Consider the following 12,063-nt stretch of genomic DNA (forward strand, 5'->3'; position numbering starts at 1 on the left):
GCCAGCCCTTCCTGGCCACTCGCCCGCCCCTTCCCGGCCACGAAAGCTTCGCTACACTCGCCGCGAAGCGGGCCTGACGCCCGAACGGGCGCGGACGCGCCGGCAACCACTGAACAGGGGCACACCATGCGGCAACGGGCAGGACAGGCTCGACGGACGGTTGTATCGACCCACACGCGGCCATGGCGTCCCATCGCATGGCTGGCCTGCCTGGCGCTGGCCGTGGCGCCGGCCCTGGAGGCCGCCACGCTCGACCCCGCCGTGCTGCCGCAGGTGCAGGCCGCCACCTTCGAGGTGGTGATCCCCAAGCCGGTCAACGACCCGGTCAGCTATGAGAAGCCGTTGCCGTTCGACCAGTTGCCGTTCCAGATGCGCAACGACAAGTACTACTCGGTCGGCACCGCCTTCGCCCTGGGCGACAACCGCTACGTCACCGCCGGACACGTGCTGTCGCTGGGCATCGACAACCTGATGGGCGAGCCGGCCATCCGCGACGCCGGCGGCCACGTCTACGCCATCGACAAGATCACCCGCTTCTCGCTGCAGGAGGATTTCGTCGAATTCACCCTGAAGGACCCGCCCAAGGTCAAGCCGCTGGAGCCCAACACCCAGCCGGCCATGAACGACGTGGTCTATGCGGTGGGCAATGCGCTGGGCACCGGCATCGTGATCCGCGACGGCCTCTACACCTCGCAGACGCCGGAGGAAGAGGACGGCCGCTGGAAATGGCTGCGCTTCTCCGCCGCCGCCTCGCCCGGCAACAGCGGCGGCCCGCTGCTGGACAAGGAAGGGAAGGTGATCGGCGTGGTGCTGATGAAGTCGCCCGACGAGAACCTCAACTACGCCCTGCCCATCGACCTGGTGCTCAAGGCGCCGGCCAACCTGGCCGTGGCGGATACCCGCGGGGTCTACCAGCTGGACGTGATCGACAGCAAGCACACCGGCCATTTCAAGGCGCAGTTCCCGCTGCCCAAGAGCTTCGCGGAGTTCAGCGCGGCCTTCCAGAAGGCCTACGACACCAATGTCGACCAGCAGCTGCACGACCTGCTGGCGGAGAACGCGGACACTCTGTTCCCCAAGGGCAGCGGTTCCAGCCGCCTGCTGCACAGCAACTCCAACCTCAACCCCTTTCCCACCCTGCTCCACCGCAACAGCACCGGCACCTGGGTACTTTCCAGCGTCAACGAGAGCCGGGGCAACCTGCCCCACAACGGCTACGTGGCCCGGGCGGTGGTGGGCAGCCAGCTGATGTTCCACCTGCGCAAGCCCGACGACGTGCCGAGCAAGCAGCTCTACGCCGACTCCAAGCTGTTCATGGACCTGCTGCTCAAGGGCGCGCCGCTGCAGCGCCGCGTGGGATCGGAACAGGTCAAGGTGACCTCCCTGGGCAAGCCCAGCCTGGAACGCACCTACACCGACGCCTACCAGCGCCGCTGGCAGGTACGCGAGTGGCCGGTGGCCTATGACAACACCGTGCTCGTCGCCTTCCTGCTGCCCGTGCCCGATGGCTATGCGGCGATGATCCGCGTGGCGCCGGCCAAGACCGAGCACGAGGAAATGGGCGACCTGCAGGCGCTGACCAACTTCGTCTCGGTCGCCTACAGCGGCACGCTGGCGCAGTGGAAGGAATACCTGGCCAACACCGCGCTGCTGCCCTCGGTACTGTCGGACATCGCCATCCACTTCGACTACGGCAGCGACTTCCGCTACCAGTCCAGCCGCCTGGGCTTCGCCTATACGCCGCAGTTGCAGAAGATCGACCAGGACAGCCAGCTGGTGCTGGGCATGTCCTATTTCGAGGACCACGGCAAGGTGGTGTGGGACGTCAGCTACGTCGTGGTGAAATCCAATATCGACAACGCCGAGAAGATCAGCATCAATCGCCACGTCGCCCCGTCCGACGACCTGGACGACAGCTACCGCAACCATTGGGACAAGATCGTCCGCCGCGCCCATCCCGACGACGGCGTGCCGTACAGCGAGAACGACATGACCTACATCGGCACCGTCGGCGGCACGCCGGTTTCCGCCGAGGGCCGGCCCGGCGTGCTCTATACCGCGTTCTACGGGGTGGATGGGCCGCGTCCGGACGACACCATGAAGGGCAAGCTCGACCTGCTGATGCAGAAGGTGCAGATCAACGAGCATTGAGCCGCCTGCCGCCGAGCAGGCCTCAATGCGGCTCGGCGATCTCCGCCTGCAGCTCGGTTTCCAGCGAGGGAGCGCGCAGGCCCGCCGACGGCGGACGGCGGGTCAACCGGCGATACCAGCGCCACGACAGCCAGCCGGCCAGGCTGAGCGCGCTGGTGCCCCAGGCCAGATCGAGCATCCGGACCGACAGCACCGGCGACATCACGCCCGCCACGAAGGCGCACAGCAGCAGGCTGCAGAACGCCTGCACCGAGGAGACGCCGCCACGGCGATGCGGGAAGCGGTCGAGCAGCAGCAGGGTCAGCGTCGGGAACGCCAACTGGATGCCCACGCCATGCAGCACCAAGGGCAGCACCGACCACGGCAATACCGGCTCGACGGTGACCAGCGCGACCAGCAGGTGCAGCGCGCAGGCCAGCAGCATCGCGCCATAGCCCAGGTTCACCGTGTAGGCCACGCTGCGGCGATTGGCCAGCCGGCCCGACAGCCAGGCACCGCCCATCAGCCCGGCCACCACCGGCAGGAACAGCCAGGGAAAGCCCTGCGCCGACAAGTGCAGCAGATCGCGGATGATGTGCGGCGCCGAGGCGATGTACAGGAACAGGCCGGCGAAATTGACCGTGCAGGAGATCAACAGCGGCCAGAACGGACGGTCGCGACCGAAACCGGCGTAACCGCTGATCAGGCTGGCCGGGTGGAACGGCGTGCGCGCCGACGGCGGATGGGTTTCGTCCAGGTACGCCACCAGCGCCACCGCCATCAGCAAGGTGAAGCCGGTCAGCACCCAGAAGATGCCGTGCCAGCCGCCCAGGAACAGCAACTGGGCGCCGACGATGGGCGCGATCACGGGCGCGATGCTGAAGATCATCATCACCCGCGCCATCAGCTGCTGCGCCTCGGTGCCGGCCAGGCTGTCGCGCACGATGGCGCGCCCCACCACCAGGCCGGCGCCAGCGCACATGCCCTGCAGCGCGCGGCACGCCAGCAGCATGCCGAACGAGGTGGACAACGCCGCCCCCGCCGAGGCCAGGGCATACACCAGCATGCCCGCCACGATCACCGGCTTGCGCCCGATCGCATCGGAGATGGCGCCATGGAACAGGCTCATGGTCGCATAGGTGACCAGATACACGCTGATGATCTGCTGCAGCTCGGCGCTGCCCACGCCGAAACGCGCACCGATCAGCGGAAACGCCGGGAACACGGCGTCGATGGTGAACGGGCCGATCATCGACAGCCCCGCCAGCAGCCACGGCAGGCTGCGCCTGACGGGGCGCTGGGGTGAAGTCATGGCAAAGGCGGCGCGGCGCGAGGGATGCGCAGTATAGCCCCGCAAGCCTCCGCGTCCGGCGTGAAGCATGGGGATCGCGGAAGGCGCGCCGCCTTCCGCCACGGCGACTTATCGTCGGCGCTCGTCCTCGCGCACCTTGTTCCGCACGTAGGCGGCCACCGTCAGGATGATGCCCACCATGACGATGCTTCCGCCGATGGCCAGCCAGCCAACCGGCTCCATGAGAATGGCATGCCAGACTGGATGCATGGTGCTTCCCCCCCCCGCATGAAAAGTCCGGCCACGTTCCTACGCGCCGGGCCGGCGGGTCATGACCTGGATCACCCACGCCATGACGGCCAGCCGCGCATCGGCTAGCATGCGCGACATGGGAGATGGCATGCCTCCCGCGTTCGCCGCGTCGCCGTAGGGCCAGGACGACATCCGCGAGCGCAAACCACCTTCGGGTTGATGATGCCTGCACCGCCGGAACTTCCGGGGCGCAGGCGCATGCCTGTTTCCAGGAAGTCCTTTGACTTGCAAGGAGACGAGACCGTGGGCTTGACCGGATTTGTTGCCGTCGGCGTCGGGGGAGCCTTGGGCTGCTGGCTGCGCTGGACCCTGGGCGTGCTGTTCAATCCCCTGTTTCCCACGGTGCCGCTGGGCACGCTGGCCGCCAACCTGCTGGGCGGCCTGCTGATGGGCATCGTGCTGGGCGTGTTCGATCACTTCCAGACCCTGCCGCCGGAGCTGCGCCTGTTCGCCGCCACCGGTTTCCTCGGCGGCCTCACCACCTTTTCCACCTTCTCCGCCGAATCGGCCACGCTGCTGCTGCGCCAGCAGTACCTGTGGTTCGGCGGCCACCTGGCCATGCACCTGGCCGGCTCCATCGCGATGACGATCACCGGCATCGCGCTTACCCGCGCCGTGCTGCGCAGCTAGGAGGCGACCTCATGACCAACCCGACCCAAGGCGTGCAGCTCACTTTCTATTGCCATGCCCGCGCGCGCCACGACGGCATGCTGCTGTACGAGTGGCTGCTCGAGCACGCCAAGAAGCACGGCATCGGCGGCGGCTCCGTATTCCGCGCCATTTGCGGCTATGGCCGGCACGGCGTGCTGCACGAGGAACAGTTCTTCGAACTGGCCGACGACCTCGCCGTGAAGGTGGAATTCCTGCTGGCCGAGGCGCAGGCGCAGACGCTGGTCGATGCCGTGCAGGCCTGCGGCGTCGACGCGATGTATGCGATCGCCCCGGCAAGCTTCGGCGTGCTGGGCAAGGCCGACGGCCCCGGCTGAGCCCTTGCCCGCCGCCTCTACGCCACATCACGCCTCACCGCCAAGCCACACGAGGAACGCATGAGCCAGGATTCACTCAAAGCGCGCGCGGCCACCCTGCTGGAACATGCCGGCGTGCACCTCGACGGCGACGCGCCGACCGACCTGCGCGTCCACGACGAACGCCTGTACGCCCGCGTATTCGCGCACGGATCGCTCGGTCTGGGCGAGAGCTACATGGACGGCTGGTGGGACGCCGACGACCTGCCCGGCATGTTCACCCGCATCCTTGGCGCGCAGCTGGACACCGAGCTGAAGACGCTGGACACGCTGCTGGCCCACTTGAAGGCCCGCTTCATCAACCTGCAGCGCGGCGAGCACGCCTTCGAGATCGGCAAGGCCCACTACGACCTGGGCAACGACCTGTTCCAGGCCATGCTGGGCCAGCGGCTGGTGTACTCCTGCGGCTACTGGGCGCAGGCGGACAACCTCGACGACGCGCAGGCCGCCAAGCTCGACCTGGTCTGCCGCAAGCTGCGGCTCCGGCCCGGCCAGCGCGTGCTGGACATCGGCTGCGGCTGGGGCGAGGCGCTCAAGTACGCCGCCGAGCACTACGGCGTGCAGGGCGTGGGCATCACCGTCTCCCAGGAACAGGCCGAGTTCGCGCGCCAGTTGTGCGCCGGCCTGCCGGTGGAGATCCGCCTGCAGGACTACCGCGAACTGCACGAACCGTTCGACGCGATCCTGTCCATCGGCATGTTCGAACACGTCGGCGCGCTCAACTATCGCACCTATTTCGAGGTGGCGCGGCGCTGCCTGCGCGAGGACGGCCTGTTCCTGCTGCATTCCATCGGCAGCAACAGCGCGCCCAGCCGGCCCGACCCGTGGATCGAGAAATACATCTTCCCCAATTCGATGATCCCCTCCGCCGCGCAGGTGGCCGCGGCGCTGCAGGACTTGTTCGTGGTGGAGGACTGGCACAACTTCGGCGCCGACTACGACCGCACGCTCACCGCCTGGCGGGCCAACTTCGACGCCGCCTGGCCGCAGCTGTCGGCGCGCTACGACGACCGCTTCCGCCGCATGTGGCACTTCTACCTGGCGGTATCGGCCGCGGTGTTCCGCAGCCGCCGCGACCAGCTGTGGCAGCTCACCCTCAGCCCCCATGGCGTGCCGGGAGGCTATCGCGTGCCGCGTTGAATCCGCTTGCGGCACCGCGTCGCGCCGACCATAGTGCGTTGGCTGGCACGGGGACCGATCGGCGGCCCCGCCACCTGATCCGGATATCGCCTTGAAGCTGCTTCGAAGAATCGCCGCCGCGCTGATCCTGGGCTTGCTGCTGGCCACCGCCGCCCACGCCCAACCAGGGCTGTGGGTGGCGAGGAACGGCCACGCCACGGTCTACCTGTTCGGTACCGTGCACCTGCTGCCTTCGGATGCCGACTGGATGTTCCCCGCGCTGGACAAGGCGCTGTCGGACAGCCAGCGGCTGAGCATCGAGATCGTCGACGACGATGCCGCCTCCATGCAGACGCTGGTGATGCATCACGGGCTGGACCTGGGCCAGACGCTGTCGAGCAAGCTGGACGCCAACGACCAGCGCGCGCTGCAACAGGCGGCGGAAGCCGCCAAGCTGCCCGGTGGCGCGGCGGCCCTGCAGCCGATGCGGCCGTGGCTGGCCGCGCTGACCCTGACCATGGCGCCGCTGATGCAGGCCGGCATGGACCCCAGCCAGGGCGTGGACAAGCGGCTCAGGGCCCGCATGCAGCAGGCCGGCAAGCCGGTCGACGGGCTGGAGACGGCCGAGCAACAGATCCTGATGCTGGCCGACCTGCCCGAGTTCATGCAATTGGATTTCCTGCGCCAGTCCTTCAAGGAAGTGTCCGACGGCCCGGCCAGGCTGCGCGAGCTGGTCGATGCCTGGCGCGACGGCGACACCGGCGCCATCGCGCGCATCGAGGACGAGGACCTGCGCCAGGAAAGCCCCATGCTCTACCAGCGCCTGATCGTGACGCGCAACCAGGCCTGGGCCAGAGTCATCGCCGAGCGGCTCAGGCAGCCGGGCATCAGCTTCGTCGCCGTGGGCGCCGGCCACCTGGCCGGCCCGGACAGCCTGCAGGAACAGTTGCGCAAGCTGGGCATCGAGTGCACGCGCATCAAGGATTGACGACGACGCCCAATCGCTCTTGTGGGAGCGGTTGACCATGCGCCCCCTCGCCCCCCATCCCCCCTTTCTGGCACCATCGCCCGGTTAAGCGCGTCGCCCGCGCGCAGGCGAAATGACGTAACCGCATGAATCTGCAAGCCAATTTCGAACAGATCCCGCTCAAGGAATATGCCGAGCGGGCCTACCTCGACTACTCGATGTACGTGGTGCTGGACCGCGCCCTGCCCTTCGTGGGCGACGGGCTCAAGCCGGTCCAGCGGCGCATCATCTACGCCATGAGCGAGCTGGGCCTGGCGGCGACGTCCAAGCCCAAGAAGTCCGCGCGCACCATCGGCGACGTGATCGGCAAGTTCCATCCGCACGGCGACACCTCGTGCTACGAGGCGATGGTGCTGATGGCCCAGCCGTTCTCGTACCGCTACCCGCTGGTCGATGGCCAGGGCAACTTCGGCTCGCCGGACGACCCCAAGAGCTTCGCGGCGATGCGCTATACCGAGTCGCGCCTGAGCCCGATCGCCGAAGCGCTGCTGGGCGAGCTGGGCCAGGGCACGGTGGACTGGGTGGCGAACTTCGACGGCACGCTGGAGGAACCGAGCTGGCTGCCCGCGCGCGTGCCGCACGTGCTGCTCAACGGCTCGATGGGCATCGCCGTCGGCATGGCCACCGACATCCCGCCGCACAACCTGCGCGAGGTGGTGAGCGCCTGCATCCGCCTGCTGGACGACCCCGACGCCACCGTGGCGGACCTGTGCGAGCACATCCAGGGCCCGGACTACCCCACCGAGGCCGAGATCATCACGCCGCGCCACGAACTGCTGGCGATGTACCAGGGCGGCACCGGCACCGTGCGTGCCCGCGCCGTGTACCACCTGGACGACGGCAACATCGTCATCACCGCGCTACCGCACCAGGTCAGCCCGTCCAAGATCCTCGAACAGATCGCCGCGCAGATGCGCGCGAAGAAGCTGCCGATGGTGGAGGACTTGCGCGACGAATCCGACCACGAGAACCCGATCCGCCTGGTGGTGGTGCCGCGCTCCAACCGCGTGGATGCGGCCGAGGTGATGCAGCACCTGTTCGCCACCACGGACCTGGAAAAGAGCTTCCGCATCAACCTCAACATGATCGGCCTGGACGGCCGGCCGCAGGTGAAGGACCTCAAGCGCATCCTCACCGAGTGGCTGGCCTTCCGCACCGACACGGTCACGCGCCGGCTCAACCATCGCCTGGCCAGGGTCGAGCGCCGCCTGCACCTGCTGGAAGGCCTGCGCATCGCCTACCTCAACCTCGACGAGGTGATCCGCATCATCCGCACCGAGGAGGAACCGAAGGCGGTACTGATGGCGCGCTTCGGCCTCAGCGAGGAGCAGACCGACTACATCCTGGAAACCCGGCTGCGCCAGCTGGCGCGGCTGGAAGAGATGAAGATCAACGGCGAGCGTGACCAGTTGGAAGAGGAGCGCGCACGCATCAACGTGCTGCTGAAGTCGCCGGCCAAGCTCAAGGGCCTGATCAAGGAAGAACTGCGCGCCGACGCCGCCAAGTATGGCGACGAGCGCCGCTCGCCGCTGGTGCAGCGCGAGGCCGCCCAGGCGCTGGATGAAAGCGCGCTGGTGGCCAGCGAGCCGGTCACCGTGGTGCTGAGCGCCAAGGGCTGGATCCGCGCGGCCAAGGGCCACGACGTCGATGCCGATGGCCTCAACTACCGCGAGGGCGACAGCCTGCTCGCCGCGGTGAAGGCGCGCACCACGCAGCAGGTCGCGGTGATCGACTCCACCGGCCGCAGCTATTCCACCCCGGCGCACACGCTGCCCTCGGCGCGCGGCAACGGCGAGCCGCTCACCGGCCGCTTCAGCCCGCCGGCTGGCGCCAGCTTCGACGCGCTCATCGCCGGCGACAACGACACCCGCCTGATCCTCGCCACCGACCATGGCTATGGCTTCGTGACCCGCTTCGAAGCGCTCACCGGCCGCAACAAGGCCGGCAAGCAGATCCTCACCCTGGGCGACGGCGCCAGGGTGCTGGCGCCGCAGGTCAGCGCCGACCCGGCTCGCGACCGCGTGGTGGCGGTCACCACCGAGGGCCACCTGCTGATGTTCTCGGTGGCCGAGCTGCCGGAACTGGACAAGGGCAAGGGCAACAAGCTGATCGACGTGCCCAAGGCCAAGCTTGCAGCGGGCGTCAAGGTCGTCGGCATCGCCGTGGTCGCCGAGGGCAAGGGCGAAGTGACGCTCTACGCCGGCCAGCGCAAGCTCAAGCTGAAATGGTCGGACCTGGTCGAGTACGGTGGCAACCGCGCCACCCGCGGCGGCCTGCTGCCGCAGGGCCTGCGCCGGGTGGAGCGCATCGAGACCACGGGTTGACCTTCCCCGCGACCGGGCACACCCTGCATCCGACCGCGGCGTCCCGTCGCGGCCGGGGCCGGTCACCGGAAGCGGGGCCGGAACTTCCCCTCCGGCCCGGCATCGAAGGGAAATGTGTGCACACCGGCGCTGGTGGCGCGTTATAGGCAGCACGTCCCCGGAGTTTTCCCATGAAGATCATCCGCACCACCGCCTTCCTCGCCGGCAGCCTGCTCGCCGCGGCGGCCTGGGCGCAGAGCAACGAGCCGGCGCTGAACCTCCGGCTGCCCGCCAACCTGCCGGCCTCCAGCAGCAGCGCCCCCGCGCCGGCGGCCAGCCAGGCATCGCCGGCCAAGCCCGCCGGCGACGCCGTCGCCAGCAACGCCGCCCCAGGCCAGGCCGGCGCACCGGCCCAGGGCGGCACCTACGCCAAGGACCCGCCGGGCACCTACTACGGCGACACCAGCGGCGCGATCGGCGATACCCAGGCCGCGGCCAGCCCGCCGCCGGCGGTGACCTGCGACGACGCCACCTACAACCAGCCGCAGGTGCATGGCGCGATCAGCACCGGCGTGGTCTCCGGCAACCATTTCAGCGGCAGTTATACCGGCGGCGGCGTCACCCTGAGCCAGGCCTTCGGCAGCTGCGAGCACCCCACCGGGGGCATGAGCATCTCGGTCGGGGGCACCACCGGGCACTTCGGTCGCTGACGCCACCAGGGCTTGATGCATATCAGCCCGCCCACAGCCCGAATGCACTCTCCTTGCCGCGCTCACCACGACAAGGAGACCACCATGCGATCGATACCGAGGGGCGCCATGGGGGCGCTCCTGCCTTTGGTCTTGGCCATGGCTCCCGCCCACGCGGATACCCTGCTGGACCGCGCCAGGGAGCTGTTCAAGCCGATTCCCGAAACCGTCGGCACGGTCGACGGCCAGCCCGTTACGCCGGCCCAGGTCGCGCTGGGCAAGCAGCTGTTCTTCGACCCGCGGCTGTCCAGCAGCCAGGTCATCAGCTGCAACAACTGCCACAACATCGGCACCGGCGGGGCCGACGACGTGCCCACCTCCACCGGCCATGCCTGGCAGAAGGGCGCGCGCAACTCGCCCACGGTGTTCAACGCCGTGTTCAACGTCGCGCAGTTCTGGGACGGCCGCGCCAAGGACCTGGAGGAACAGGCCAAGGGCCCCGTGCAGAATCCGGTGGAAATGCACAACACACCGCAGAACGTCGAGCAGACCCTGGCCAGCATGCCCGGCTACGTGCAGGCCTTCGGCCTGGCCTTTCCCGGCGACAAGGCCCCGGTGAGCTTCGAGAACATGGCCAAGGCCATTCAGGCGTTCGAGACCACGCTGATCACGCCGGACTCGCGCTTCGACCGCTTCCTCAAGGGCGACGACAAGGCACTTACCGCCGATGAGCGCAAGGGCCTGCAGACCTTCGTCGACAGCGGCTGCGCGGCCTGCCACAACGGCATCAACGTGGGTGGCCAGGGCTATTTCCCGTTCGGCCTGGTCAACCAGCCCGGCGAGGCGGTACGGCCCAGCGCCGACAAGGGCCGCTTCGCGATCACCCGCACCGAAAGCGACGAGTACGTGTTCCGCGCCGCGCCGCTGCGCAACGTGGCCCTCACCGCGCCCTATTTCCACAGCGGCCAGGTCTGGGACCTCAAGGAAGCCGTCGCCATCATGGGCAACGCCCAGCTCGGCAAGCAGCTCAGCGACGCCGACGTCGAATCCATCACGCTGTTCCTCAAGACCTTGACCGGCCACCAGCCGAACATCGCCTATCCCACCCTGCCGCCGCGCAGCACCGGCACGCCGCATCCCCAATAGTTCCAGGCTTGAGGCGGGGCGCCGCCAGGCCGCGCCCCGCCACGGCGGGCAACCGAAAGTTATTGGAAAGGGTGGGCCCGCAGACTGGCTCCATGGTTTACTCTCACCTTTCGCGAGCGCACCGTCGCGCCGTGTATTCCCTGCCGCCCGCGGCACCGGAGCCCGCCAAGTGATCCAGAACGTCGAGTTCCGCTTCGAAGGCGGCCGCAGCGGTGTGCTGCTCATTCATGGCCTGACCGGCACCCCGGCGGAGATGCGCCTGGTCGGCAAGGGTTTGAGCCGCGCCGGCTTCAGCACGTACGGCATGCAGCTGGCCGGCCATTGCGGCAATGCCGACGACCTGATCGCCACCGGCTGGCACGACTGGTACGCCAGCGTGGAAGCCGCCGCCGAGCGGTTCCGCCAGGAAGTGGACCACCTGTTCGTGGCTGGCCTGTCGATGGGCGCGGTGCTGGCGCTCAAGCTCGCCGCCGAACATCCGGACTGGGTCAAGGGCGTGGGCGTGTACGGCGCCACCTTCAAGTACGACGGCTGGGCCACGCCGTGGTACGGCAAGCTTTCCTTCCTGCTGCCACTGATCGACCGCTTCGGCATCGGCCGCCACCGCATGGTGCACGAAAACGAGCCCTACGGCCTGCGCGACGAACGCCTGCGCCAGCAGATCAGTTCGCTGATGCTGGGCGGCGACAGCGCGGCGGCCGGCCTGCCGGGCAACCCGTGGCCCTCGCTGGCGCAGATGTACAAGATGGCCGCCGTGGTGCGCCGCGACCTGCCCCGGGTGGCGGCGCCCTGCCTGATCGCGCACGCCACCGAGGACGACGTCGCCAGCATCGGCAACGCGCGCCTGGTGGAGCGCTCGGTATCCGGCCCGGTGGAGACGCTGTGGCTGGAGGACAGCTACCACATGGTCACCATCGACCGCCAACGCCGCCTGCTGATCGACCGCTCCGCCGCGTTCTTCCAGCGGATCGCCGCCACCTACGAACCCGCCGCGCGCGCCGCGGCCTGAGCAGGCAGGCGC

The 12,063-nt window shown here is 68.5% G+C and carries 11 protein-coding genes and 1 riboswitch; of the genes, 9 read left to right on the top strand and 2 right to left on the bottom strand.

The window, feature by feature from the left end:
- Nucleotides 1-126: 126 nt before the first annotated feature.
- Entirely contained in the window at nucleotides 127-2,151 is a 2,025-nt protein-coding gene (locus MJ605_RS10650; RefSeq protein WP_243041495.1) for a S1 family peptidase, read from the top strand.
- A 22-nt stretch (nucleotides 2,152-2,173) separates the two neighbouring features.
- On the opposite strand, the gene MJ605_RS10655 is transcribed toward MJ605_RS10650, so the two are convergent.
- Entirely contained in the window at nucleotides 2,174-3,442 is a 1,269-nt protein-coding gene (locus MJ605_RS10655) for a multidrug effflux MFS transporter (RefSeq protein WP_243041496.1), read from the bottom strand.
- Nucleotides 3,443-3,550: 108 nt separating this feature from the next.
- A complete protein-coding gene (locus MJ605_RS10660) occupies nucleotides 3,551-3,691 on the bottom strand; it encodes a hypothetical protein (RefSeq protein ID WP_243041497.1) in 141 nt (46 codons plus the stop codon).
- Nucleotides 3,692-3,803: 112 nt separating this feature from the next.
- Nucleotides 3,804-3,909, top strand: a riboswitch (Fluoride riboswitch).
- Nucleotides 3,910-3,976: 67 nt separating this feature from the next.
- On the opposite strand from MJ605_RS10660, the gene crcB reads away from it, so the two are divergent.
- The 8 genes from crcB to MJ605_RS10700 all read left to right on the top strand — a co-directional run bounded on the left by crcB (nucleotide 3,977) and on the right by MJ605_RS10700 (nucleotide 12,051).
- Nucleotides 3,977-4,363: a fluoride efflux transporter CrcB gene (gene crcB, locus MJ605_RS10665; RefSeq protein WP_243041498.1), complete on the top strand. Its 387-nt coding sequence runs from the start codon at nucleotides 3,977-3,979 to the stop codon at nucleotides 4,361-4,363.
- A gap of 11 nt (nucleotides 4,364-4,374) precedes the next feature.
- The gene (locus tag MJ605_RS10670; protein WP_243041499.1) at nucleotides 4,375-4,719 is read left to right on the top strand and encodes a DUF190 domain-containing protein; all 345 of its coding nucleotides are present in this window, start codon (nucleotides 4,375-4,377) and stop codon (nucleotides 4,717-4,719) included.
- A gap of 60 nt (nucleotides 4,720-4,779) precedes the next feature.
- Nucleotides 4,780-5,898 (top strand): cyclopropane fatty acyl phospholipid synthase, encoded by a 1,119-nt coding sequence (gene cfa / locus MJ605_RS10675; RefSeq protein ID WP_243041500.1) that lies wholly within the window; start codon nucleotides 4,780-4,782, stop codon nucleotides 5,896-5,898.
- Nucleotides 5,899-5,989: 91 nt separating this feature from the next.
- Complete coding sequence (locus MJ605_RS10680) at nucleotides 5,990-6,865, top strand: TraB/GumN family protein (protein WP_243041501.1); 876 nt, start codon at nucleotides 5,990-5,992, stop codon at nucleotides 6,863-6,865.
- A 125-nt stretch (nucleotides 6,866-6,990) separates the two neighbouring features.
- A complete protein-coding gene (parC, locus tag MJ605_RS10685) occupies nucleotides 6,991-9,228 on the top strand; it encodes a DNA topoisomerase IV subunit A (RefSeq protein ID WP_243041502.1) in 2,238 nt (745 codons plus the stop codon).
- 170 nt (nucleotides 9,229-9,398) lie between these two features.
- Nucleotides 9,399-9,917 (top strand): hypothetical protein, encoded by a 519-nt coding sequence (locus MJ605_RS10690; protein WP_243041503.1) that lies wholly within the window; start codon nucleotides 9,399-9,401, stop codon nucleotides 9,915-9,917.
- Nucleotides 9,918-10,055: 138 nt separating this feature from the next.
- Nucleotides 10,056-11,042 (top strand): cytochrome-c peroxidase, encoded by a 987-nt coding sequence (locus MJ605_RS10695; protein WP_279237532.1) that lies wholly within the window; start codon nucleotides 10,056-10,058, stop codon nucleotides 11,040-11,042.
- A gap of 169 nt (nucleotides 11,043-11,211) precedes the next feature.
- A complete protein-coding gene (locus MJ605_RS10700; protein ID WP_243041505.1) occupies nucleotides 11,212-12,051 on the top strand; it encodes an alpha/beta hydrolase in 840 nt (279 codons plus the stop codon).
- Nucleotides 12,052-12,063: the final 12 nt, after the last annotated feature.

Source organism: Dyella sedimenti, from assembly GCF_022760995.1.
GTDB lineage: Bacteria > Pseudomonadota > Gammaproteobacteria > Xanthomonadales > Rhodanobacteraceae > Dyella > Dyella sedimenti.

Bases quoted from the DNA above. Each gene is read 5' to 3' on its own strand.
- MJ605_RS10650 (WP_243041495.1), top strand. From the start codon at position 127: ATGCGGCAACGGGCAGGACAGGCTCGACGGACGGTTGTATCGACCCAC.
- MJ605_RS10655 (WP_243041496.1), bottom strand. From the start codon at position 3,442: ATGACTTCACCCCAGCGCCCCGTCAGGCGCAGCCTGCCGTGGCTGCTG.
- MJ605_RS10660 (WP_243041497.1), bottom strand. From the start codon at position 3,691: ATGCATCCAGTCTGGCATGCCATTCTCATGGAGCCGGTTGGCTGGCTG.
- MJ605_RS10670 (WP_243041499.1), top strand. From the start codon at position 4,375: ATGACCAACCCGACCCAAGGCGTGCAGCTCACTTTCTATTGCCATGCC.
- cfa (WP_243041500.1), top strand. From the start codon at position 4,780: ATGAGCCAGGATTCACTCAAAGCGCGCGCGGCCACCCTGCTGGAACAT.
- parC (WP_243041502.1), top strand. From the start codon at position 6,991: ATGAATCTGCAAGCCAATTTCGAACAGATCCCGCTCAAGGAATATGCC.
- MJ605_RS10690 (WP_243041503.1), top strand. From the start codon at position 9,399: ATGAAGATCATCCGCACCACCGCCTTCCTCGCCGGCAGCCTGCTCGCC.
- MJ605_RS10695 (WP_279237532.1), top strand. From the start codon at position 10,056: ATGGCTCCCGCCCACGCGGATACCCTGCTGGACCGCGCCAGGGAGCTG.